The sequence below is a fragment of the Microcoleus sp. SVA1B4 genome (assembly GCF_036700545.1).
Classification (GTDB): domain Bacteria; phylum Cyanobacteriota; class Cyanobacteriia; order Cyanobacteriales; family Microcoleaceae; genus Microcoleus.
The window spans coordinates 40,672-65,405 of record NZ_JAUBPB010000002.1 but is presented as its reverse complement, the minus strand read 5'-3'; the positions used below and the strand labels follow the sequence as shown (position 1 = coordinate 65,405).

Genomic DNA, 24,734 nt, shown 5'->3' with positions numbered 1-24,734 from the left:
AAGGACACGGGAGTACCCATTAGTGACAACTTAACGTCAAACCCAATCACAGACTGGTGTTTGAGTATTAAGCTCAGATCCCCCCTAGCCAAGGGCGGGCACGGGGGCACCGCCCCTACGAAGGGGAGTAGGGGCTGGGACAAGAGTCTTCTCAAAGTCAACCCCTAGCCTTCTTAAGGGGGATTTAGGGGGATCTAGACTCAGGTAAAACAGATATTTATCAAGGGTTTCAGTCTTAAGTTGTCACCAATGAGCAGTGCCGTGTCCTACCCGAATCTGCGACTTTTAATAAATAGTATAATTAAGGAATCGCCCCAAGGGATATATCAAGAATCGCAAATTTCTGCCAATCTTCCGAATCAAAGTGCCACCATTCGGTTGTGATACCCATAAATCCGTGTTTTTTCATCGCATCCTTAAGCACTTGACGATTTTTCCGAGATTCTGCGCTGCCGCCTTGATAATCTCCGTGAGCTTTTTCGGTAAAATCATCATAAGGAGTAGGCATTTCTAATTCTTTGCCAGTGCGATCGACTAAAGTCAAATCAATAGCAGCACCGCGATTGTGCCGCGAACCCCTAGCAGGATTAGCAACATAGCGCGGATCTGGCCACGCTTGCCACATTTCCTTAGTCACAGAGAAAGGCCTGTAGCAATCGTAAACTTTCAAACCCAATCCGATTTTTTCCAAATCTGTTTGAACTAGCCCTAACTTTTGAGCAACAGAACTTCTCAAGGCGCATTTCGATATAGGGTAAAGTTTTCGTTTCAAGAAATTGTTAGTAGTGGCGTACCGGATATCGAGGCGAATGTTGGGATTTACTGTGCGGATGTCAACCAGTCGCGCCCCACTGGGAAGTTGACTCATGAAAATACTTTCAGGTACTACTGGGTTTGGTTCTGGTTGGGTAATTTGCACTTGTGGCGGCTCCTGGGCGCGGACAAATGTTGTATGGTGCAGACCGATCGCACATAGCAACACTAGCATAAATGCGATTAAGTATTTTCCAAAACGATTAAATTTCATAGCTGTTCTGATTGCGAGTGTTAAAAAGTAGATTGAGGTCGTTGTTCTATGCTATAACCAATATTATGATGTCATCGTGACAGCAAGGGGAGCTATGAAAACTGCAATTTCACTTCCAGATTTAGTTTTTGAAGAAGCCGAGGCTTTGGCTAGTCAGTTAGGGTTATCACGCAGTGAGCTTTATACAAAAGCATTGCAGGCGTATCTGCGGCGACACAACCGCGAGAGAATTTTGAGCAAACTAAATCAAGTCTATTCTGAAGAGTCCTCTGAACTAGATCCAGTCTTAGCAAAGATGCAATTTATGTCCTTACCCCATGAGGATTGGTAATGTATCGCGGAGAAATTTGGTGGGCAAACTTACCCTCTCCAGTTGCTTCAGAACCTGGATATCGTCGTCCCGTCTTAATTGTTCAGGATGATACTTTTACTCAGAGTCGTATTAGCACTGTAATCGTTGTCATCATTACTTCTAATCTGCGGTTAGCAGAAGCACCAGGTAATGTCTCGTTACCGAGTAAAGCCACAGGTTTACCCAAGGATTCTGTGGCTAATGTTTCTCAGCTTTTTACTGTGGACAAAACGTTTTTAATTGAGTGCATTGGCACAATCCCACAGGAGTTACAGGAAGAAATAGATGAAGGATTACGATCGATCTTGTATCTTTAGTAGGAAATTCAAAAAATTTTTAAATTCCCAAGCGCTGATACACTAAATCTAAGTGCCTCAATTGATACTGCGGATCGAAACAATCATCAATTTCTTTGCTCGTCATCTTAGCTGTTACCCGATCGTCCTTAGCAATTAAATTGTAGAAATTGCCGCCCGGTTTGTTCCAAGCTTCGTGAGCACAAGATTGCACAATTTTGTAGGCGTCTTCGCGACTTGTGCCTTTTTCTACTAAGGCTAACATCACGCGCTGGCTGAAGATGACTCCGCCGTACAGGTTCATGTTTTGCTTCATATTTTCGGGATAGACTAGCAGGTGTTTTACTAAGTCTGTGGTTTCTACTAACATGAAGTGGGTGACAGTGGAACTGTCGGGCAAAATCATCCGTTCTACGGAACTGTGAGAGATGTCTCTTTCGTGCCAAAGCGCAACGTTTTCTAAGGCTGCGACGGCGTTGGCGCGGACAATTCTCGCCATTCCTGTGAGTCTTTCCGATCGAATCGGGTTGCGTTTGTGGGGCATGGCGGATGAGCCTTTTTGCCCTTTGGAAAAGAATTCTTCGACTTCGAGAACGTCGGTGCGTTGCAGGTTGCGGATTTCTACTGCAAAACGTTCGATCGATGCTGCTAAGAGTGCTAAGGTTTGGACGTATTCGGCGTGTCGATCGCGCGAAATGACTTGAGTGGATGCGGTATCGGGTTCGAGTCCGAGGTTTTGACAGGCGATCGCTTCAATTCGCGGGTCAATATTAGCATAGGTTCCGACTGCACCGGAGATTTTGCCGACTGCAATCGACGATTGCAAATTCACTAATCGGTCGCGGTTGCGAAAGACTTCTGCCAGCCATCCTGCTAGTTTAAAGCCAAAGGTGATGGGTTCGGCGTGAATTCCGTGCGATCGACCAACCATGACGGTATTGCGATGCTGTTGAGCCTGATAGCGAATAGCTTGACTCAATTCTTCGACACGTTCTAACAAGATATTGACGCTGGCGACTAATTGCAGCGCCAAAGCAGTATCGAGCACGTCGGAACTGGTTAAGCCGAGGTGAATGTAGCGGCCGGCATCGCCTACATATTCGTTGACATTTGTCAAGAAGGCGATCATGTCGTGGCGGACTTCGGCTTCAATTTCGAGGACTCGTTTCGGGTCAAAGTTAGCCTTAGCTTTGATTTCTTCGACTGCGGCGGCGGGGATGTAGCCGAGTTCGGCTTGAGCTTCGCAGACAGCGATTTCTACTTGCAGCCAGCTTTTCAGTTTGGCGGTTTCAGTCCAGATGTTGCCCATTTCGGGCAAGGTGTAGCGCTCTATCACGGTGGGAGTTGGGGAATGCGATCGTCCTATTGTACATCTGCGAGGGGGTGCAAGGGCCATAGGATTTAGCATGGGGCCCAGAAACCGGGTTTTTTACGAAAATACTTTGTTTCAGCCCGCAGATTTGGTAAAAACCCGGTTTCTTAAATCAACTCGGTTTTTGTCGTTTGGGCGATCGGCTACAATATCCTAAACCTCATTAGCTGGCATTCTTCTCTATTAGCCTATAACCATGAATAGCCATTATAGTCTCATCATCCAGTGGTCAGAAGAAGATCAACTTTTTGTGGTCAGTTTGCCTGAGTTTACCGATGTCATGCAGCCTTGCACTCACGGACACACTTACGAAGAAGCGGCAAAACACGGACAAGAATTGTTAGAAACCTTGATTGAACTCTATCAAGAAGATGGCAAACCTCTACCAGAACCTCAGACTTTGGGGAAACGATTACAGATAGCGTAAAATTCTTGTACAATGTCTGCTACCATTCACTTATGCCTAAGAAGATTAGAGAATTGAAAAGCCTATTACTAAAAGCAGGATTCGTTTGTCAGCCATCAAAAGGCAGTCATAGTAAGTGGAAGCATCCCAAATTAGCCAAGGTAATTATCATAGCTGGCAAAGACGGAAATGATGCTAAACTATATTTAGAGAAGTCAGTCAACGAAACACTTGAGGCGCTAAGGCAAATCGAAGCAGAGGAAACAGAACCATGAAATATACAGTTGTTATCCAATGGTCAGAAGAAGATCGGTGCTTTGTCGTGTTTTTGCCTGAATTTGAGGATGTAATGCAGCCGGTAACTCACGGAGATTCTTATGAAGAAGCTATCTACAATGCACGAGAGGTACTGGAGTTACTAATCGAGAGTTGTCAGGCTGAAGGTAAAGCATTGCCAGCAACTAAGAAGCTAGAACGATTATTTCAGGCTGCTTAAATTTGTTCAAAGCAATATCAGTCAAGTATGGAATAAGTGCAAAGCCGATACACTCTGCTAAACGGGGCGGCACGGCATTTCCAATTTGCCACATTGCCTTTTTCATCGAACCTTCAAAAATAAATGAATCCGGGAAACTTTGCAATCTAGCCATTTCGCGAGCTGAAATAACGCGGTTGAGATAAGGATGAATATGAGTGCCGCCGTGATTTTCTTTAACAGTCATACTCGGTTTTCCCGGATACTGTCGCTTGAAAGCATCGGCGTAGCTTTCATACAAAGAACCGCCTGGTGGAACTTTAGCAAGTCTTTCCATGTACTCAACAGAATGACGAGTCCATTCGTGGTTAATTTCGGGGATGGGAGTATACTCTGGTAAATCATCAATTGCTGACTCAATCGCTTTGTATTGTTCGGGCAAAAATTGCGGCTTCGGATAGGGATTTGGCATCCCAAATCTATTGGCAATAAAAATGGCTCGCGGGCGGATTTGCGGGACTCCATAGGTTGCGGATTCCAGAATAGCAACGGAAACGTGGGGATAGCCAATTTCCTCAAAAGCCTCGCAAATGGCTTGCTTAACAGCTCCTTTTTGTATAGTCAATATTCCGGGTACGTTTTCCATGACAACATACCAAGGACGTATTTCAGAGACAACGCGCACAAACTCTCTAAATAAGCGATTTCGAGGGTCGTTGGGGTCGCGTTTTCCTGCAACTGAGAAGCCTTGACACGGCGGCCCGCCTACAACCACATGAACTTCTGGCGAACCAATTTCAGCGAGCAACTTTTGGGGATTTAAGTTTTTTATATCGTCGCACAAGTGATGGCAATCGGGAAAGTTTTTTGTGTGAGTTGCCGAGGCGATGGGATTAATTTCAACACTTGCTACTGGTCGAAAACCTGCTTGCAATAAACCTTGGGTCATGCCGCCAGCACCGCAAAAAAGATCGACAAATGTATAGTCTGATTTTGGCAGTGACTGAGATTCAATATCAATGAATATCTTGTACGGATCGCAGTCATTTGCTTCTAGTTCGCGTTGGATGCGTTCGTAACGCCCTAATTTTGCTTTCTTCTGCTTTTTGGCAGGAATTTGTTCTGACTCATTTGAGAATAAAGACAGTTGTATTGCTTCCATTTTATATTTTTTTACTGCGTTCTATCTGATGTTGCCCATTTCGGGCAGGGTGTAGGGATCGATCGCGCTTGGAGTCGGAGAGTGCGATCGTCCTATTGTACATCTGCGAGGGGATGCAAGACTCAGAAACCTGGTTTTTGTAGTTTGGGCGATCGGCTACAATATGCTAAACCTCGTTAGCTGGCATTCTTCTCTATTCGCCAATAAATGGTTCCAAATAAATAGCCATTAATATTTTGGCTTGACTTCGCCCTTGAGTGCATTTACTCAAAAAGTATTGCGATTTTCAGGGTTATTCGCTAGAATAGCCAACCTGTCAAGTAAAAACATCCCACCAACAAGACAGACATTTCCGACATTCGCTTATGACCATTGCCTATACTCCACCTTGGCTGCTGAACAACGGCCTATTGATGACGTTGTACACCGCATTAAGGGCTAGTCGCCGCTGGGAAAAGACGATCGCTGACCCAGAGCCCCCTTACCGAGAACACATCTTTACTGGTGCCTGTGGAGTCCCGATTTTCGGCTGGGTTGCCATCCCCGAAAATCCCCGATATACCATTGTCGGCACTTACGGCATTACTGGCGATCTGGATAATCAATGGTATCTCAAGCTACTAGGCCGTAAAGCTTATGCCCAAGGCTGTGCAGTGGTGTTATTTGACTGGCGAGCTCACGGCAAAACTGCCCAACTCTCTCCCACCCTGACTTCTGATGGCTTATACGAAGGCGAAGATTTCGTTCGGATTGCTGCGGCTGCTAAAGAAATGGGATGTCCCGCCCCTTTTTGGTTCACGGGTTATTCTCTGGGCGGACAATTAGCCTTGTGGGCTGTAAAATCAGCTCAGACGATCGCAGATTGGGGGCCGGACTTAGGGCTCGAAGAGTCAGAACTAGCAGGCGCGGCGGTGATTTGCCCCAGCTTGGACTCGAACCGTTCTCTGTCTTATCTAGTTAAAGATGAGTGGGGGAAATTTTTAGAAAAAGCGATCGCGCGACAGTTAAAAAAACTAGCAAAAAACATCGCCGCATCGCATCCAGGGGCGATCGATCCTGCCGCCATTGAACGCGCCAACAGCATTTGGGGCTTTGACCACGAACTGGTAATTGGCCCGTTAGGTTTCTCCTCTGTGGAAGAATACTATGAGGCTAGCAGCGCTCTACACATTTTGCCTCACCTCAAAAAACCCACTTACATCCTTTATGCAGCCGACGATCCGATGTTTGACCCGGTGCTTGTCCCTGAGTTGCAAGCCATTGGCGCGAACAATTCTGCCTTAGAATTAGTGGTGACAGCCTACGGCGGTCATGTTGGGCATATCAGTAGTAAACGTTGTCAGCATCAATTTGGTGATAGCGATCGGTGGTGGGCATGGAATCGGATTTTACAGTGGTTCGATGCCTTGAGTGTTGATTAAGATTATCAAATAAAACCTTAACACTCCTCGGCAATAGTTGCGGGGAGGAAAGGATTAGGGGGTTTAATCCCTCCAGTCCCGAAGGTTAAAAATCTTTCGCAAAAACACCAGACATCTGGGTGCAAGCTGAATGGATTACTGAGACACAATTGTGCATAATTTGCACAGCCAATTGACTTAACCTCGATGTGACAACAGCATAAGGATTAGAAGCAATTTTAGTTAAAAACTGGTGAATAAATATCGATTAATTTATTCGTTTTTTTGCGAATTGTGTCAGCTATTAACTAGGTAAAACTAAAGCTCCAACTCTCAATCTAATCAAACCGCAAATTGCGATAATTACTCTCTGGTATTTAGAGTTCGCTGTAGTTGGCTAGCATTGTTAGTGTTATCATCCCACGTCCTTGATTGATGCCCTCGTCCTCGGCAACAACAAACAGCACCGCCTCGTACAAAATCTTATTTTAGTTGAGAGACGGGGCGATCGCATCAAAACCAAAGAAACCGGGTTTTTGGGCGTGGCTGTCAGTTTTAACGAAGTATTTTCGTCAAAAACCCGGTTTCTGACTGCCTGCGCGTCAAACAAAAGAAACTAAAGAAACCGGGTTTTTGGGCGTGGCTGTCGGTTTTAACGAAGTATTTTCGTCAAAAACCCGGTTTCTGACCACCCGGCTTCGATTTTCAGCTTTTAGAGAGAGGTAAAAACTCGCCCGATCGCTACACTATTAACTAGGAACTCAGCAATTTTGGAGAAGAGGTGAATTGAAATTCGTTTCCGACCCGCAAATAAAAGTCAAAATCCGCAAAATGAACGAGCGGGTGCGGTGGCAAGAACAGTCGATCGTCGATCGGGGAATCGACCAAACTCGGATGGTTTTGGAATCTCCAACCACCGACTCTCCAGAGTTTTCGTTTTTAGTCGTAGGCGACAGCGGCACGGGAAATCACCGCGGCTACAATCCCCAGCGGCAGATTGCCGAACAGATGGTATCCGAGCGCGAAACTTGCCGTTTCGTCCTCCACACGGGCGATGTCGTTTATCTCGTCGGTTCCAGCGAATATTACTTGCAAAACTTTATTCGCCCCTACCGAGAATTTATAGTCGGCGGCGAGCATCCCTCTCGGATTGCCTACGATCGCATGGTGTTTAACTTTCCGTTTTTGCCCGTACCGGGAAACCACGACTATTACGACTTGCCCATAGTCTACGGGATTCTTTCAGCGACAGCTTTGCCGCTGCGGCGGCTGTTGGGTTCCAAGTTGGATCTCGATGTCGGCTGGCACGGTTCCGATCGCGGAAATGCCTACGCCAAAGCGTTTCTCGACTACCTGCAAGCTCACAAAATGCCGGGAGAACTCGATCGCCACCTAGACGCCCACTACACCGCCAGCACCAGCACAGGCCGCTGCATCCGCTACCAACCCGGACGCTTTACCCGCTTACCCAACCGCTACTACACCTTCTGCAGCGGCGGCATCGACTTCTTCGCCCTCGACTCCAACACCTTCAACGAACCGTTACCGATCCCGAAAACCAAACAGGGCGACATTCGCCGCCAGGATTTGGAACTCGATCGGCAGAAGTTGGAACAAGAAAAATTGGCAATGCTCGAAATGTGCGATCGGCTCAACCCCCAAATTCCCGAGGAAGACGAACAGCTAGACGACTTGGGCGCCAAGTTAGAGCAAGTTGACGAAATGTTGATGGATATTGACAAACAACTGTCGTCGCACAAAACAGCCGCCACAGACGTTGAACAGCTCGAATGGCTGAAAAAAAGGCTGATTGCGTCTTGGGCTGATTCCGAGGTGCGGGGGCGGGTAATTTACCTGCACCATCCCCCCTACGTGACAGAGGCGACAAAGTGGAATCAAGCTCAAACTTTGGCGGTTCGGTTGCGATTGCGCGAGGTGCTTGACGGGGTAGCCGATGCAGTTGGGGAAATAGCGCGGGGGCGTCCGCTAGTAGATTTGGTGCTGACTGGCCACGCTCACTGTTTGGAATACCTGCGGACTGGGGATACTGGACACGGCGACTCTGGGATTAATTGGATTATCTGCGGGGGAAGCGGCCACAGTCTCCGCCGCCAGCGCCCGGAAGGGCCGATGTTGCAGGAAGCATTGAGTCCTGAAGCTTATCGATTGGCGCGTGAGTCTGGTTCCGAAACAGCCAGCCGACGGGTAGCGGAATCTTTGCTATTTGTCGGCCGCAGCGGCCAAGGTTCCCACAAACGCCGTCCTTATTCGTGTTTGCGGATTGATGTTCTCGATGGGTGTCCCCCGAAGTTCCGCATCCGACCTTTGATTGTCGAACGATTTGAGGGGAAATGGCAGGATATCTCGATCGAACCTTTTGTGATTTAACTTTCGTTTTTCTGTAAGTCTCCATCGCCCTTAAAAAGGTGGACTTTGACCGATTCCGGTTCCCGCCTTTTTAAGGCGCCGGGGGCGATCGAGCTCCGAATGCTGGCACAAAATACTCGTATTAACTTAATTGAGGAGAAAAATTCAATGATTGCTAACTTAACCGCCACCGGCTGGGAAATAATTTACCACCGCGCCCATGCTTTACTCGCCGCCCAACTTGGCGGACAGTGGAAGCGCTCGAAATCTCCGCTTCGGTTGTACGAAACCATAGCCGCGATTTCGCATCACGATGATTTGGAGAAAGAGTGGGAAGAAAATATTTTAACTGAAGCGGGCGCGCCCTTTGATTTTACCTTGCAGACGGAAACTTCTCTGCCGAAAATTAAAGTCATGACGCAGAATGCCCTATATCGCGGTAGGTGGGTAGCCATGCTGATTTCTATGCACATGAGCTATCTCAATGAAGGAAAGCGGGGAGAGTCGAAGGAACTAGACGAGTTTTTGGACGAACAACTGGAAAATCAAAAAAAATGGCAAAAAGAGTTGAATATTTCTGAGGAAGATGCTAAGGCAGCTTATGCTTTTTTCCAGTGGTGCGATCGGCTATCATTAATTCTTTGCAGCCGCGAGTTACCCGCCGGAGAACGAGCTTTAGAAATTAGTGTCGGCCCGGACGGCAAGCGCTACGATATTGTACAGAACAGCAACGAACTCGTGACTGTAACTCCTTGGCCTTTTGAAGAAGATAAGTTTACGGTGAACGTCGAAGCGTGCCTTTTGGATAAAGTTAAGTTCGACAGCAACAAAGAAATAAAGGAAGCGTTGCACAAAGCTCCCCGCGAAGTCTTAGAGTGGACTTTTGTCAAGTCTTAATTAAACCTTTGAAACATTGGTGAGGGTTGTTGTCGAAGTTTAGCGGGCATGGCCTTTGTGTTAACTTAATCTTAAAACCATGTCTCATATTATGTCGGGTCGATTACCCCTAATACGGTAGGGGCGGGTTCACGAAAAATATCTGCCAATAATTGACAATCTCAAAAACCCGCCCTGTTAATTGCTCGATCCGACATGATATCAATCAGCATTATAGTTGAGTCTTTATCCCCCCTAACCCCCCTTAATAAGGGGGAGTAGGGGGTGGACAAGAACACTCAAAGTCAACTCCTACTCCCCTTATTAAGGGGGATTTAGGGGGAGCGAAACTTCGATATAAACGTTACGTATTACCTATTACCTATTACCAACTATGAAACGTTCAGCTTGCCTAATTTTCAATCCCGTCGCCGGCAACAGCAACCCAGACCAAGACTTAGCTAAAATTCAGGAACTTTTAGAGCCTTTTATTGACTTAGACATTCGTCTGACAACCCCAGAATTAGACGCAGATCAAATCGCCCGCGAAGCAGTTGCTAGGGGAGTTGAAGAAATTATTGCTTCTGGGGGCGACGGCACATTATCAGCAGTTGCTGGGGCGATTGTGAGCACAAATATTCCTTTAGGAATTATTTCGCGGGGAACGGCTAATGCTTTTGCTAATGCTTTAGATATTCCAAATACAATTGAAACCGCCTGCGCCACTATTTTGGGAGGGTTGACGCGGGTGGTGGATGCCGGGATTTGCAACGGTGAAATGCCGATGGTTTTGTTAGCTGGAGTGGGTTTTGAGGCAGAAACCGTCGAACTAGCCGATCGCGAAATGAAGAACCGCTGGGGAATGCTGGCTTACATTCTGTCAGGAATTAAACAGTTAAACAATTTAGAAAGATTTGAAGCGGAAATAGAAACCGACGATAAAATTATCCACCTTACTGCTGTGGCCGTAACAGTAGCAAATGCAGCGCCGCCTACTTCCATTTTAGCTCAAGGCCCGGCGGGGATTGTTTTTGATGACGGCTTGCTGGACGTGACGCTGGTTGCGCCTGAGAATAAAGCTGGGGCGATCGCAGCTTCTTATCACCTATTGCAAACCGCTTTGAGCGGCAATCCTACCGATCGCGATGACATCGGTTATTTGCGGGCAAAAAAAATAAAAATTACTACCGATCCGCCTCAAAAAGTGGTTTTAGACGGGGAAATTATCGGCCTGACTCCGGTTTCTATTGAGTGCGTTCCGGGAGGTTTAACTATTTTTGTACCGCGAGTTGAAGAAGCACCAGTGGTGGAAAAACTCACTGGTTTAGCGGACATCGAAGTTACATTGAAGCCCTCAACTTAAAAATTTTAGCGAAACAAACAAAAAGAAAGACCGCCCGGGCGGTCTTTTGTTTTTAGGCGTCTAAAATTTGGCGAATGCGGCGCTCCAAACGTTCGAGATCGAGTCCGCCTTCATCGCGGCTGATGCGTCGCACGGTGACGTTAACATTGCTCAAATCGGCAAGCAAATCTTGCAGGATTTCTTGTTGCTGCCGAGCTTGAGTTATTTCGCGCGGTTCCTGCACCAAATCGCGAACAATTGTATCTTCCGCGCGCGAAGCAACGATCGGGTCTGCTTCGCCGTCTACGTGCACGAAAGTGCGCCGACCGGGCCCCCGTTCTTCTTCAATTGGTATTACTGCTGTTACTCGATCGGAGCGTACATATTTGCCAAATCCCAGGTGGACTAAGACAGAAGATTGTATTTTCATAGATAGCAATTTTTATTTGTTAGTTATCTATATTTTAACTTTTAGAATTACGATATAACAACTAAACTGAGAGCTATTATTACTACAATATGTGTCGGTTTTTTCTCGATATTATAGTTGTCAATTTGAGGGAAATATGGTAATATATTTTACGAGATTTCCACGCTGTGGCAGGGGTTGAAATATTCGCATCATCCCACAGTGTGCCAGGGGTTGAAATATTCGCATCATCCCACAGTGTGCCAGGGGTTGAAATATTCGCATCATCCCACAGTCCGGCAGGGGTTAAAATATTCGCATAATCCGACAGTCCGGCAGGGGTTGAAACCCCCGCCTCATAGCGAAAGTCCTCTTAAGAGGACTGAATAATTTATTGAAAATTATCCAATTTGTGGGTAAAAAATTCGCAAATAATGTTAGTGCATATCAAGATAATACCTGGGTCGAATCAAATTACTAAATAAAATATGATTCCCTAGTCCTCTTTAGAGGACTTTTGCTATGAGACAGGGGTTTCAACCCCTGTCGGACTGTCGGATTATGGCAAATCTCGGACTGTTAGATTACTGTCGGAATATGGCAAATCTCGGACTGTTACATTACTATCGGAATATGGCAAATCTCGGATGGTTAGATTACTATCGGAATATCGCAAATCTCGGACTATTAGATTACTGTCGGAAGATGGCAAATCTCGGATTGTGCGAATCTCGGACTGTCAGGGCGCGACAGTTGGCTGATGGGTTAACATAAAAATAGAGCAGTTTGCGATCCGCAGCGCATTTCAGGGACACAGCCTACCGATTCGAGATTTGAGCCTTACTTCCACGGAAAAACAGGAAAGCCTAAATCATGTTAATTAGTCTCGACTTAGTTATCAGCCTCCTGACGACAATTCCCTTCGGCACCATCAAAGACAAGTTTCAGCGCAACGAAACAGTTATCAAATTATTAAAAAAATTTAACCTCGACCCCGATGCTCCGCCCGCAGATTTTAGCGGAGTTTATGTTTATACTTTAGTAGAATACGGCGCTGGCAAACCCAAGCAGATTTTAGAACTGTTTCGCCAAAAAGAGATTGAATCAGCATTTCGCAAAGCCTTCGAGTCCGATAGCCCAGCCATTTTAATTAAAGCAGGCGATGACTATCTGAATGAAAGTGCTTTAGGCAAAGAAATTCGAGATTTAGGCCTTGACCCCAGACGGGAATTCATGGCATTTGCCGCCGTGTTTATGGAAGTAGCCAAGCGAACGCGGACGCTGGGAGATGTGATGGTGGGAAATGCGATCGCCTCTTTGCAAAAACGCCTATCTATGGTAATGGATCGCATCGAACGCCTCCCCACTATCGAAGGAATTCGCACCGAATTTGCACGACTGGAAGATCAAGATTATCCCGCACTTCCCGCTGCAGCATCAACTAATATTCAAAAGTCTCAAGCTTTTATTTTATCACAACAAGTTCGAGGTTGGTTTGAAACATTAAGTTATAAGTTTGAAACCTATCAAATCTCGGAAGATAACTATTTTGAATGGATTATCAATGTCCCCGTCAGACGCAATCGGTACGATCGCATTTTAGTGCGCGGAATAGCCGGAGAAGCGGGACTCAGAGACATCTCAGCCTTGCGCGAGTCGGTAGAAAAACAGCGCACCGATGAAGGATGGTTAGTTACGGCCCGCCGCATCAGTCGCGCCGCGCGGGATGAGGTAGAGAAAGATGAAAATCGTAATTTAGCTTGCTATACCTTCGATGAATTACTCGACCAAGATGCCGATTTTACCGCTTATCTGGATTGGCTAGAAACAGAAATTACTAGCAGAGAAATTGATACTAAATATGTGCCGCTAGCCTGTACCAAAGAAGAAATTGACCCCGATACTCACCGCAAGATAGGCGTGAGTCATTATGACGGGCGAGATGGCTGGATCGAAGGTTATATTGACCTGTGGTTAAATGACCCAGTTAAAGAACATATTTCAGTTTTAGGAGAATTTGGGACTGGGAAAACTTGGTTTGCGATGCACTATGCTTGGATGGCACTGCAACGCTACCGAGATGCTCAAAAGCGCGGCTTAGAACGCCCGCGTTTGCCGTTAGTAATTCCTTTGCGAGATTACGCCAAAGCAGTTAGTGTCGAGTCGCTATTTTCCGAGTTTTTCTTTCGCAAGCACGAGATACCTTTGGCGGGTTATTCGGCTTTTGAACAACTGAATCGCATGGGCAAGTTTCTGCTGATTTTCGATGGTTTTGATGAAATGGCCGCTAAGTGCGATCGGCAAGAAACCATCAACAACTTCTGGGAACTAGCAAAAGCCGTCGTTCCCGGCGCAAAAGTCATCCTCACTTGCCGTACCGAACACTTTCCTGAAGGCAAGGAAGGACGAGCATTGTTCAATGCAGAACTGCAAGCATCAACAACCATTTTAACAGGCGAAACTCCCCAATTTGAAGTCTTAGAATTAGAGAAATTTAACGACGAGCAAATTGGGCAAGCGCTGTCATTTCAAACAGAAGCGGCGACCGTCGAAAAAGTCATGGGAAACCCGCAGTTATTGGATTTAGCGCGTCGCCCGGTGATGACCGAGTTAATTTTGGAAGCATTGCCCGACATTGAAGCTGGAAAACCAGTCGATATGTCGCGGATTTATCTGTATGCGGTGCGGCGGAAGATAGAGAGAGATATCAAAGCAGAACGTACTTTTACTTCTGTAGCAGATAAGCTTTACTTTTTGTGCGAACTGTCTTGGGAAATGCTGTCTACCGACCAAATGAGCCTGAATTATCGCGGTTTTCCCGATCGCATTCGCAGCTTGTTTGGTTCTGTCGTACAAGAGGAAAAAGACTTAGACCACTGGCACTACGACATGATGGGTCAAACGATGCTGATTCGCAATGCTGATGGCGATTATACTCCAGCGCACCGTTCGTTATTAGAGTTTTTTGTCGCTTATAAATTTGCAGCGGAATTGGGAGTTTTGGCCGCAGATTTTACGGAATTAGTTGCGCCTGAACAGTCTTGCGTCAATCCTGATGCAGCGCCTCGATCGTACACCTGGTCTAATTATTGTCGGCTTCAGGCTCAGAAGAGAAATAACAACGAACTTATCGCGCCTTTAAAGGGATTTGTTGCTGAAGATTTAGATCAACTTCTTCAGAGTTTCGGACAAGCGCCACTGACGAAAGCAGTCATGGATTTGTTGTTGCCGATGGTTTCTGAAACCGGGGTTTTGCCTCTTCTAGAAATTCTGGAAGCAACGCGAGGTAAAACAGAAAGCGAGGTGGGTTATGTGGGAGGGAATGCGGCGACGCTGTTGGTCAAAAAGGATAATGCTGTTTTGGAAGGAAAAGACCTTTCTCATACCATCATTAAAGGTGCTGATTTTACAAAGGCTAGCCTGCGACGTGTCAATTTTGCTGATGCGAATTTAGCAGAGTCTGTTTTTGCTAAAGCCTTTCGTACAGTTAATTCGGTCTCATTTAGTCCAGATGGCAAACAATTTGCTACAGGTGGTAGTGATGGTGTTGTTCGTTTGTGGGATGCAGTCAGTGCCAAAGAACTTTTAACTTGTCGGGGACGCAAAAATTCAGTGCATTCAGTTGCTTTCAGTTCGGATGGTGAATGGCTTGCCAGTGACAGTGTGGACAATAGTATCAAGCTTTGGGATAGTCATACTGGAGAATGTTTGCGGACTTTCACCGGACATGAAAATTCCGTGCGTTCAGTTGCTTTTAGTCCCGATGGTGAATGGCTTGCCAGCGGCAGTTATGACAAGACTATCAAGCTTTGGAATAGCCATACAGGAGAGTGTTTGTACACTTTCACCGGACATAAAAATTCTATCAGCTCAGTTACCTTTAGTCCCGACGGTGAATGGCTTGCCAGTGGGAGTTTTGATAATACTATCAAGCTTTGGGATAAGCATACAGGAGAATGTTTGCGGACTTTCACCGGACATGAAAATTCGCTTCTTTCAGTGGCTTTTAGTCCAGACGGTCAATGGCTTACCAGTGGCGGTTATGACAATACTATCAAGCTGTGGGGCAGCCATACCGGAGAGTGTTTGCTGACTTTCACCGGACATGAAAATGGGGTGAGTTCAGTTACCTTTAGCCCCGACGGTGAATGGCTTTCTAGTGGCAGTTTTGACAATACTATCAAGCTGTGGGGCAGGCATACCGGAGAGTGTTTGCGGACTTTCACCGGACATGAAAATGGGGTGAGTTCAGTTACCTTTAGCCCCGACGGTGAATGGCTTTTCAGTGGCAGTTTTGACAATACTATCAAGCTTTGGGATAGGCATACCGGAGAGTGTTTACGGACTTTGACCGGATATGAAAATGCGGTGTTTTCAGTCGCCTTCAGTCCCGACGGTGACTGGTTTGCCAGTGGTAGTAGTGACAATACTATCAAGCTTTGGGATAGGCATAGCGGAAAGTGTATAAAGACTTTCAAAGGACATAAAAATAGAGTGAGTTCAGTCGCATTCAGTCCCGATGGTCAATGGCTTGTCAGTGGCGGTTGGGACAACACAGTTAAACTTTGGAATATCCATACAGGAGAGTGTATTAAGACTTTCACAGAACATAAAAGTTGGATTTATTCAGTGGCCTTTAGTCCTGACGGTAAATGGCTAGTTAGTGGTAGTTATGACACTACTATTAAACTCTGGGATAACCATACCGGAGAGTGTTTTCTGACTCTCACCGATCGTGAATCTAGAGTGCGTTCAGTTGCTTTCAGTCCCGGTGGTGAATGGCTAGTCAGTGGCAGTAGTGACAATACTATCAAGCTTTGGAACAGTCATACTGGAGAGTGTTTGCAGACTTTTACCGGACACAATAATTGGGTGAATTCAGTCACTTTTAGTTTTGATGGTGAATTGATTGCCAGTGGTAGTGATGACTATACTATCAAACTTTGGGATAGCGATACCGGAGAGTGTTTGCGGACTTTTATCGGACATGATAATTCGGTTTATTCAGTCGCATTCAGTCCCGAAAATCAACAGTTTGCAAGTGGCAGTTATGACAACACTATCAAGCTTTGGGATAGCAATACTGGAGAGTGTTTGCGGACTTTAAGCGGACATGAAAACGCCGTTCTTTCAGTCGCATTCAGTCCCAGCGGTGAATGGCTTGCCAGTGGTAGTAGTGACAACACGATTAAACTCTGGGATGTCAATACAGGGGAGTGCATTAAGACTCTCACAGATGGACTTTATGAGGAGATGAATATCACAGGAGTTAGAGGTTTAACGAAATGTGAGAAAACGACGATCAAAGCTTTAGGGGCTGTTGAAAATTAATCATCGCAAAGGAGGAAGTATGCAGTCAGCAATACGGATTACCACCAAAGTTCTTGCAGGAAATAAACTGGAAATTCAAGTGCCGCCTGGATCTGTGGGCGAAGAGGTTGAAGTTTTTGTAATTATACCAGAAAAGCCTGAAGGCGGGCGGCGTAAAGTGTTGGAATTGCTTACAGAAATCCGCAGCCGTCATGTTTCCAGAACTGTGGAAGAAATTGACCGGGAACTAGAAGAAGAAAGAAACTCATGGGACAACTAAACCTACCATCCTTTGCTACAATTTACTTGGATACACAAATCATTATTTACACCGTTGAAGCTAACCAGAATTACTATTCGCTTCTTCAACCCTTGTGGCTGAAGTTTCAAACAGGTGAAATTGAACTTATGACCAGTGAATTGACGTTACTGGAAACCTTAGTTTTCCCTCTTAAAAATGCTAACACTATCTTAGTAAGTGACTACGAACAACTTTTATTATCCTCAGATATACAGCTAGTTCCCATCACTCAATCTGTACTGAGAACAGCAGCTAATTTAAGGGCTAATACCCATCTCAAAACCCCTGATGCTATTCATGCTGCGACAGCCATCAGTGAAGGTTGTACGCTGTTTCTCACCAATGACAATGGATTTCGTAATGTTCCCCATCTATCTGTTGTCATCCTGACTGATGTTTTGGCATCATAATCATAGGCGCTCGCATTCCCAAAAGAATGCTATTCTTCCCTTTGGATATATCTGAAAACCTGTTCAACGGTCAGGTTGAGTTCGGGGAAGGCAGATGACCAAATACGATTTCTGATAGGGCTTACCCACGGGTGGTCAGAAACCGGGTTTTTTACGAGAATACTTCGTTGAGGCCAGCAGAAACAGCCAAAAACCCGGTTTCTAACGTACCTACTGACTAAACTGTTGAGCGTAGTAGCCTGCGTAGCGATCGCCCTTTTCCAGCAACTCCTCGTGCGTCCCAGATTCCACAATTCTGCCTTTTTCCAAAACTAAAATACGATCGGCTCTCCGCACAGTAGCCAAGCGGTGAGCGATAATAAACACCGTGCGATCGCGCATCAATCTTTCCAGCGCTTCTTGCACTAAACCTTCGGATTCCGAATCCAGTGCCGATGTCGCTTCATCCAAAATCAATATTCTCGGATTAAGCAACACTGCACGGGCGATCGCAATTCTTTGTTTTTGGCCCCCAGATAAATTTACACCCCTTTCTCCTACCCAAGTTTGATAACCGTCAGGAAACTCACTAATGAATTGATGAGCGTTAGCAATCTCCGCAGCTTTTTGCACATCTTTCAGTTCATAATAAGATTGACCGAAAGCGATATTTTGAGCAATTGTACCCGAAAATAAAATCGTTTCTTGCGGTACAATTCCGATTTGCCTCCGCAGAGTATTTAAGGTGACATCTTGAATATCAATACCATCAATTAAAATCTGTCCCGCTTGCGGATCGTAAAATCTCGGTAGCAAATTTACTAAAGTAGTTTTACCCGCACCCGATGCGCCCACGAGAGCAATCATTTCTCCGGGAAGCACCAACAAACTCATGTTTTGCAGGATGGGTGTCTCTGAGTTATAGGCAAAATTAATGTTGCGATATTCGACTTTTCCGGTAACATGGGGAAGTTCAGTTGCCCCAGGCTTTTCGACTACTGTTGGTTGAATTGCTAATAATTCAAAAATGCGATCGCTAGAAGCCTCTCCCTGCTTGAAATCGCCGTAATTAGCAGTGGTAATGGCGATCGGGTCAATTAAAAGTGCCACCCCTGCGATATAACTGATAAATTCAGTACCTGTGAGATTTCCTTGAGAAATTTGCCAACCTCCCAGGAAAAAGAGCAAAATCACGCTCATAGCTTCCAGAAAGCCAACTACAACGAACTGAAGTGCTTTTATTCTTTCTGACAAATACTTAGCGCGGCGGTTTTGTTCTGCTTCTTCTGCAAAGCGGGCAATTTCGTAGTCTTCAGCCACAAATGCTTTGATTAAACGAATGCCGCTGAATACTTCTGTCAGCAAAGCGGATAAATCAGAGATGCGATTTTGACTTTGGCGCGAGTAACTTAGCAGTTTCTCGCCAAACCAACCAATTAAAATAGCCATCAGCGGTGCAATAATTAATGCACCTAAAGTTAATTGCCAGTTGAGATAAATCATATATCCCAGGACAGCAATTAGCTGCAAAACACAAGGGATAAACTGATGAAAAAATTTATTTACGACTTCGCCAATGCGGTCAATATCTTCTGTGAGGCGGTAGGATAAGTCTCCGGTTTTGGCAGTTTCAAAGTAGCCGATATTAAGTTTTTGCAAGTGGGAGTAGACTTTTTTGCGAATTTCTAAAGCAATAGTCAAAGCGGCTTTTGCCATCAGCGTATCTTGACCGTACTGGGCTGTACCGCGAATTAGAAATATAATGGCGCTGAGTGCAGCAATTTGAGCGAACCCTTGTAAATCTCCTTTACCTATAAATTTGGCAGTTTCGCCAACTAGCCACGCTATAATTGGCCAAAATATGGTAAATACTACCGTACAAGCTAATGCTTTACCGATGGTGTGTTTTTGGGGACGGAGGTAGGGTAAGATTTGCCAGTATGTCGATCGAGTTTTCAAGATATTTTGCCCTCGCAAATTCTGTTTTTGGGAATCTCTGCAAGAATATTCAAACTTCGATCCCCCCTAACCCCCCTTAATAAGGGGGGGACAAGATTATTATTGCAAGTTCCCCTTTTGAAGGGGGATTTAGGGGGATCTCTGCGTAAGTCATAGAGATATCTGAGCCAGAATATGATAACAGCGATCGGTAAATAATACTAATTCTCAAAACTCATGGAATAGTTGCTGTAGGGTGCGTCGCTATCTACAATCTTCAAAAACAGCGACAATCTCAAAGCGACGCACCTTACTATAACCTCGATCGGGTTTCTGGAAGTGGGTCGCCATTTATCAACAATCATTCTTGCCCGTCTGCATGAGTCGCTAGTACCTGAGCCCCCGCCACAACTTCGCCCCGAAAGGCGGCTGACTGTCCGGGTGCAAGAGTAACTGGTTGAGCGAAGATAAATCCGTTGTCAATTAAATTGCCTGACTCGTCCAAAACTTCATAATTAACTTTGACATTCTTGATTGTTTTGCAGCCTCGATTAAGCACTTGACCGCTGAAAAAGTTACCGTCATAATTAGCCGCCGCAATTGAAATTTTTGCAGCGATATTGGAACCGGGAATGCAAGTTTGGACAGTTCCCGAAGCTGGCTGTTTCTCGCACAATTTGCCCAAGTCTACTGTTTTGCCGTCGGGGGTTTTCATGTAGCAAAACGGCTCGTCAACTGGTGATTTTTGAGCCATTGTATTTGTAGCGTCTCCCAGCAAATGAAGAGCAGATATCGGCGAGATTAGAAAACTCGATAAAGCTACTGTTAAAGGTAAAATAATCATGTTTTTTGGCAATAACTTGTACATGATAATTCATATATTTTTTACGTTTGCATATCTCTATGTATGGTGGATCTCATGACTAATTTAATTTTTTGGGCGGGCTAGAAGCCCAACCCCTACTCCCCACAAGAATTAGATGCACGGGCTAGGAGCAACGGCCCACAAGAATTAGATGTACACCTTACGAGATTATCTAATACTCGGCTTTCTATTCCTAAGATTCCGCGCTCCGGGAATTTTCCGGCTGGGACGGCGATTGTTCAAACTGCTCGCAGTTCGAGTATTCACAGCATCAGCAGCAGCTATTAAACCTAAATCTTGCAAGATTTCAACAGCCGCCCTTTGTCCAGTTTCGCAACCGCCTTCCATGTAACCTTGATTTTCCAGCGAAGTGTGTTCTCCGGCAAAATATAAATTGCCAACTCGTTCGCCTTCAACGCCGTACATTTGCGTCCACTGTCCGACTAAATAGCAGGAATAAGAACCTTTAGAAAAGCGTTCTCCCGGCCAATATGCTCGCACAGCTTTGCCCGATCGCAAATTTCTCACTCCGGGAAAAACTCTTTCAAATTGGTTCAAAAATCTTTGTGCTTGGTCTTCTGGAGTTCCGGCACCGATCGACAAACCCTGCTTTCCTCCTGTAAAATTAGTAACTAAACCGTTAGGAGTAGGAGCGAAAGGCGTAGCTTCCCAGGTATTCTGGAATCCTAAATCGCTATAAACAGAAGCAGTCGATCGATAAAGTTCCCGCCAAATGCGGCTGCGGTAGCCAGTAATTAACTTAGAATTAGTACCGTAACCCAATTGCTCGATCGCCCTGCGCTTTGGTTGGGGCAAAGGTACGTTAATTTTAACGTCTCGCAGAGTGCTGAACGGTAAAGTTAACAAAACTCGCTCGTAAGTGCGATCGAACGCGCTTAGTCCCGATCGCAAATTTACCCGATAGCGGCCATCCGGCAAAAGAGTAATCGCTTCCAAAACCGTCCCCGCCTCGATCGAACCAGACAATTGACCCGCCAAACGGTTGATAATTTGACTGTTGCCGCCGTCAATTTGATAGCGCTCATCGCTGTCGCCGTACAATTCAAAACTGCCCGCTTCAGAACTGATTAAAAACAGCAGATTTAACGCCGACTGCTCCTCGGGATCTCGACCGTATTCCGTCGTGTAAGCAATGCGGAGTAACTGCCGGACAATCGTGCTAATCTCGGCTTGGTCTACATATTCAGCGATCGAAAGATTGTCCAATCTTTCCGCTGCTTCTGTAAAATCAAGATAGCTAATTTCATCGCCAACCGCCTGCAAATCAGCAGTAATTTTACTCGCTAGTGGCGCAAAATCGGCGATTAATTGCTCAAGAGAAAAGCGCCGTCCTTGAAAGAAAAAAGTATCCTTCACCAATCCACTCTGCACTTGGGCTAAGTCGATCGCCCGCAAACCCAATTCCGTCGCCAGCGAGATTAAATTAGTGTGGCCGGTGTCAATAAATTCTCCCCCCAAATCCGCCGGAATCAGCGTTCCAGCCACCTTGGGAATAGTGCGTATCCGCCCCCCCACGCGGTTGGTTGCCTCGATTATATCGGCACGCACGCCCGCTTGGCGCAAGCGATAGGCCGCCGTCAAACCCGCAATTCCCGCACCCACAACCAAAATCGGCGATCGTCCACCCTGTTGAGCAAAAGCTCCCTCTCCCTCCCTGGTAAAAGTCGCAGCAGCGGCAGCCCCCGCAGCAGCTAAACCCCCGTGCAGCAAGCGGCGCCGAGATATGGCAGAATTAGGAATGCGATCTGTCAGCATCCCCAGCAGTTCATCAGCCGGAATGCCCGTTTCCCTTGATTTCTGGGCAATGCTTGCAGCGCGGCGCAGCATTGCCATCAGTGCAGATTTAGCCATAATTAAGACATCCTCACAAAACAAAACTTTGATGTAAACTGGATTCTCGATCGTGCAATTTCCAGACTAAAGTCCAGAGAGATTTTTTTAATAATGCTAACCCTCAGAACACTGTTCGACAGCAAATTTTATCTCGAAAACAACCCAGATGTCGCCGTAGCAGTTGCCAGAGGCACGGTATCGAGTCCCTTCGATCACTACCGAAAAATTGGCAAATTTGAAAATCGCGACCCGAATGCCCTGTTCGACGCCAGCTATTATTTAGACACCAATACAGATGTAGCGGTATCAGCCAAACTCAATGGCTTTTCAGGGGCCGATCACTTTATCAGATTCGGTCAATTTGAACTACGCAACCCCAACCCATTCTTCGATGTTAATTTTTATCTAACAAGCAACCCCGACGTGCTGACTGCAGTCCAAACCAATCAATTTACCCCATTTGAACACTACTTCAAAGCCGGTCAATTAGAAAACCGCAAAGCCAGCATTTTCTTCGATCCCAGCTTTTATCTAGAAAAATATCCGCTGGTAGCAGCAGCAGTCAATAGCGGCGCAGTTAAAAGTGCGATCGACCATTACATTCAATTCGGTCAACAAGAAGGATTGTTGAGCACTCTCCCCGATCCCGCCGACAATTTGAACGCAGCACAAAACCTGGGTATTCTCACAGAAATTCAAACGGCGAGCGATTTTGTGGGAGATGCTGAACCAGCCGACATTTACAGTTTCATCCTCAATACTCCCAGCCTTTTCAGTGTAACTGTTGACGGTTTGAGTGCAGATGTTGATGTTGAATTAATTCAGGATCTGAACGGCAACGGCGCCGTTGGATTAGACGATATTATTGCTTCGTCTAACAATTTAGGCACGTCTTCAGAAACAATTGTCAGTAATGGGGCTTTGCCTGCGGGGACTTATTTCGTCCGCGTTTCTCAATTTCAAGGCGATACAAATTATGACTTGAGATTGCTAGCCGCTCCCTCAGTAATACCGCCCCAAATTTAAGAAATCAATCGATTTTAAATTTTAAATTTTCGATGGAATAATTGCAGAATTTACCCACGGAATTCAGAAACACCGTGGGTTATGCACCTTCCTCCAGCAAAGATAATAAAGCTGCTTTTTGATGGGCTACATAAGCCACGGGATTCTTAGTTTTTATCGCCTTACCTTCTGCCACTGCTCTTTTTAACCATAGCCGCATTTGCCCTATTTGAACATCCAGAATTTCCGCAAGAGATTTATCATCTAACGGTTGCTCTAAATTACTGAGAATTAAGGGTAAAACTGCTTCGTAAATATCTTTTGGAGGAAATTGGACTGTTGGTGTTTTCTCGTGTACGCGCGGCGAAGCTATCCCGTAGGGAATCGCATCTTGCGAAGTTCCATTAGATGCAACATCTATTTCTTCCGAGGCTGGTGCTTCCACTTCTGTTTTTGCGGATACAATCTCCGATACTGAGTTTAACAGTGATCTATTTACTGCAATATCCGATGTTAATGAGTGTGTCACTTCCACATCTGTAACTGCGGCTTTAATTTCTAACAACGAACCTTGTTGTTGTGGGTTTTCCTTGGTTTCTATGGCAGTTTCGATCGCTCCCAATTCTGATGCTTTAGCTTCCAAAATTTCCCTTAACTTTCCCCTTATTGAACTCCCAGGTATAAATAATGGAAATGGCAAAGGTTGTGCTCCCCGTTTCAGCAGTTGGCGATTGCCTTCTGGTACGGCATCATCCAGCACAAAAACCGGGACATCTTTGATCTTTTCTAGCGCTTCCACCGCACCCGCCCAAGTACCGCCAGTACCGACGGAACAACTGATGACAAGGGCGCGATCGGCTAAGGCATAAATATATTTGTTTCGCCCCATCGCATTCCCAACATTAAAACGAGCATTGGGATCGCAAGCAGATACTAAAGTTAGTCTGCCTTCTTTAATGCCAGCGCGATATTTTCCAGCAACAGCAGAAGCGGCCAAACTGTCAGCCAGTACGCCAACAGCCGTTCCTCCCGCCTCCAGCGCGCTTAACATTGCCGCCGTATCAACCCCGCGCGCGCCGCCTGAAATTACCTGTATTTCTTCTTCGGCGCAAATCTGTGCAACTCTCTGAGTGCGATCGAGTCCTTCTTCATCAACATCGCGAGAACCGACAATAGCTAATCCTCCCTGGCCTAGCAATTTTATGTTGCCAATTCCATAGAGAATTGCTGGTGCTAAATGTTTCAAGATTTGCTTGAGGCGCTTGGGGTATTGAGAGTCGCTTCTTCCCAATATCCACAGCCCTTGATTCGTCCATTTTTCAACAGCTAAACTCAGCATTACCCCTCGTTCTAATAATGCCGAAACTCTGTTAAAGTCAAGCTTACTTGCCGGAATTGATTGTAACAAATTTAAACAATGTGAACTTAGCAAATCCGCTGGGCGCTTCTGATTTTCTAGCAGCCAACCAGCCAAATAATTATATTCGCTAAGCGTTAGAGGCTGCTGTTCTGTTTGCCGATTTTGCCCGAAGCTGGCGCACAAGAGTAAAATTGCTTGAGTATCTGGTGGTAGTACATGATTCATATA

22 protein-coding genes are annotated in these 24,734 nt (G+C 45.8%); 14 read left to right on the top strand and 8 right to left on the bottom strand.

Annotated features, from left to right (window positions below; translation table 11 throughout):
* Nucleotides 1-301: 301 nt before the first annotated feature.
* Nucleotides 302-1,027 (bottom strand): M15 family metallopeptidase, encoded by a 726-nt coding sequence (locus tag QT987_RS01380; protein ID WP_333236632.1) that lies wholly within the window; start codon nucleotides 1,025-1,027, stop codon nucleotides 302-304.
* Between the two features lie 94 nt (nucleotides 1,028-1,121).
* Between QT987_RS01380 and QT987_RS01375 the strand changes: the two genes are divergently transcribed.
* Both QT987_RS01375 and QT987_RS01370 read left to right on the top strand, forming a co-directional pair.
* Nucleotides 1,122-1,358, top strand: coding sequence for a hypothetical protein (locus QT987_RS01375; protein ID WP_333236631.1), 237 nt, complete (start codon nucleotides 1,122-1,124; stop codon nucleotides 1,356-1,358).
* Nucleotides 1,358-1,696 carry a type II toxin-antitoxin system PemK/MazF family toxin gene (locus QT987_RS01370; protein WP_333236629.1) on the top strand — a complete coding sequence of 113 codons (339 nt, stop codon included), beginning with the start codon at nucleotides 1,358-1,360 and terminating at the stop codon, nucleotides 1,694-1,696. The genes QT987_RS01375 and QT987_RS01370 overlap by 1 nt, the downstream gene beginning before the upstream one ends.
* 19 nt (nucleotides 1,697-1,715) lie before the next feature.
* Here QT987_RS01370 and purB read toward each other — a convergent pair whose 3' ends face one another.
* On the bottom strand, nucleotides 1,716-3,011 hold the full coding sequence (gene purB / locus QT987_RS01365; protein WP_333236843.1) for an adenylosuccinate lyase: 1,296 nt from the start codon (nucleotides 3,009-3,011) through the stop codon (nucleotides 1,716-1,718).
* Nucleotides 3,012-3,243: 232 nt separating this feature from the next.
* Between purB and QT987_RS01360 the strand changes: the two genes are divergently transcribed.
* From QT987_RS01360 to QT987_RS01350, 3 genes are read left to right on the top strand one after another with little or no spacing between them, the layout of a single operon-like run.
* Nucleotides 3,244-3,474: a type II toxin-antitoxin system HicB family antitoxin gene (locus QT987_RS01360; RefSeq protein WP_333236627.1), complete on the top strand. Its 231-nt coding sequence runs from the start codon at nucleotides 3,244-3,246 to the stop codon at nucleotides 3,472-3,474.
* A gap of 32 nt (nucleotides 3,475-3,506) precedes the next feature.
* A complete protein-coding gene (locus QT987_RS01355; protein WP_333236625.1) occupies nucleotides 3,507-3,728 on the top strand; it encodes a type II toxin-antitoxin system HicA family toxin in 222 nt (73 codons plus the stop codon).
* Nucleotides 3,725-3,949 carry a type II toxin-antitoxin system HicB family antitoxin gene (locus QT987_RS01350; protein WP_333236623.1) on the top strand — a complete coding sequence of 75 codons (225 nt, stop codon included), beginning with the start codon at nucleotides 3,725-3,727 and terminating at the stop codon, nucleotides 3,947-3,949. Before QT987_RS01355 ends, QT987_RS01350 begins: the two co-directional genes overlap by 4 nt.
* Here QT987_RS01350 and QT987_RS01345 read toward each other — a convergent pair.
* Nucleotides 3,915-5,090, bottom strand: coding sequence for a DNA cytosine methyltransferase (locus QT987_RS01345; RefSeq protein WP_333236621.1), 1,176 nt, complete (start codon nucleotides 5,088-5,090; stop codon nucleotides 3,915-3,917). The genes QT987_RS01350 and QT987_RS01345 overlap by 35 nt on opposite strands.
* A 365-nt stretch (nucleotides 5,091-5,455) precedes the next feature.
* Between QT987_RS01345 and QT987_RS01340 the strand changes: the two genes are divergently transcribed.
* From QT987_RS01340 to QT987_RS01325, 4 genes are all read left to right on the top strand, one after another.
* Entirely contained in the window at nucleotides 5,456-6,511 is a 1,056-nt protein-coding gene (locus QT987_RS01340; protein WP_333236620.1) for an alpha/beta fold hydrolase, read from the top strand.
* Between the two features lie 765 nt (nucleotides 6,512-7,276).
* Nucleotides 7,277-8,878 (top strand): metallophosphoesterase, encoded by a 1,602-nt coding sequence (locus QT987_RS01335; RefSeq protein ID WP_333236618.1) that lies wholly within the window; start codon nucleotides 7,277-7,279, stop codon nucleotides 8,876-8,878.
* Nucleotides 8,879-9,025: 147 nt separating this feature from the next.
* Nucleotides 9,026-9,754 (top strand): DUF3891 family protein, encoded by a 729-nt coding sequence (locus QT987_RS01330; protein ID WP_333236616.1) that lies wholly within the window; start codon nucleotides 9,026-9,028, stop codon nucleotides 9,752-9,754.
* A 373-nt stretch (nucleotides 9,755-10,127) separates the two neighbouring features.
* Nucleotides 10,128-11,096: a YegS/Rv2252/BmrU family lipid kinase gene (locus tag QT987_RS01325; RefSeq protein ID WP_333236614.1), complete on the top strand. Its 969-nt coding sequence runs from the start codon at nucleotides 10,128-10,130 to the stop codon at nucleotides 11,094-11,096.
* A 52-nt stretch (nucleotides 11,097-11,148) separates the two neighbouring features.
* Here the strand turns inward: QT987_RS01325 and QT987_RS01320 are convergent, their stop codons facing one another.
* A complete protein-coding gene (locus QT987_RS01320) occupies nucleotides 11,149-11,505 on the bottom strand; it encodes a hypothetical protein (protein WP_006631047.1) in 357 nt (118 codons plus the stop codon).
* 501 nt (nucleotides 11,506-12,006) lie between these two features.
* On the opposite strand from QT987_RS01320, the gene QT987_RS01315 reads away from it, so the two are divergent.
* From QT987_RS01315 to QT987_RS01300, 4 genes are all read left to right on the top strand, one after another.
* On the top strand, nucleotides 12,007-12,258 hold the full coding sequence (locus QT987_RS01315; protein ID WP_333236612.1) for a hypothetical protein: 252 nt from the start codon (nucleotides 12,007-12,009) through the stop codon (nucleotides 12,256-12,258).
* 99 nt (nucleotides 12,259-12,357) lie between these two features.
* A complete protein-coding gene (locus QT987_RS01310) occupies nucleotides 12,358-16,815 on the top strand; it encodes a WD40 domain-containing protein (RefSeq protein WP_333236611.1) in 4,458 nt (1,485 codons plus the stop codon).
* A 19-nt stretch (nucleotides 16,816-16,834) separates the two neighbouring features.
* Nucleotides 16,835-17,074: a hypothetical protein gene (locus tag QT987_RS01305; RefSeq protein WP_333236608.1), complete on the top strand. Its 240-nt coding sequence runs from the start codon at nucleotides 16,835-16,837 to the stop codon at nucleotides 17,072-17,074.
* Entirely contained in the window at nucleotides 17,062-17,505 is a 444-nt protein-coding gene (locus QT987_RS01300; protein ID WP_333236606.1) for a PIN domain-containing protein, read from the top strand. The genes QT987_RS01305 and QT987_RS01300 overlap by 13 nt, the downstream gene beginning before the upstream one ends.
* Nucleotides 17,506-17,715: 210 nt before the next feature.
* Here QT987_RS01300 and QT987_RS01295 read toward each other — a convergent pair whose 3' ends face one another.
* From QT987_RS01295 to QT987_RS01285, 3 genes are all read right to left on the bottom strand, one after another.
* The gene (locus tag QT987_RS01295; protein ID WP_333236603.1) at nucleotides 17,716-19,443 is read right to left on the bottom strand and encodes an ABC transporter ATP-binding protein; all 1,728 of its coding nucleotides are present in this window, start codon (nucleotides 19,441-19,443) and stop codon (nucleotides 17,716-17,718) included.
* A gap of 340 nt (nucleotides 19,444-19,783) precedes the next feature.
* Complete coding sequence (locus tag QT987_RS01290) at nucleotides 19,784-20,266, bottom strand: FxLYD domain-containing protein (protein WP_333236601.1); 483 nt, start codon at nucleotides 20,264-20,266, stop codon at nucleotides 19,784-19,786.
* A gap of 189 nt (nucleotides 20,267-20,455) precedes the next feature.
* The gene (locus QT987_RS01285) at nucleotides 20,456-22,159 is read right to left on the bottom strand and encodes an NAD(P)/FAD-dependent oxidoreductase (RefSeq protein WP_333236599.1); all 1,704 of its coding nucleotides are present in this window, start codon (nucleotides 22,157-22,159) and stop codon (nucleotides 20,456-20,458) included.
* A 93-nt stretch (nucleotides 22,160-22,252) separates the two neighbouring features.
* Between QT987_RS01285 and QT987_RS01280 the strand changes: the two genes are divergently transcribed.
* Nucleotides 22,253-23,167, top strand: coding sequence for a PPC domain-containing protein (locus tag QT987_RS01280; protein WP_333236597.1), 915 nt, complete (start codon nucleotides 22,253-22,255; stop codon nucleotides 23,165-23,167).
* 79 nt (nucleotides 23,168-23,246) lie between these two features.
* On the opposite strand, the gene QT987_RS01275 is transcribed toward QT987_RS01280, so the two are convergent.
* A complete protein-coding gene (locus tag QT987_RS01275; RefSeq protein WP_333236595.1) occupies nucleotides 23,247-24,731 on the bottom strand; it encodes a DNA-processing protein DprA in 1,485 nt (494 codons plus the stop codon).
* Nucleotides 24,732-24,734 lie beyond the last annotated feature (3 nt).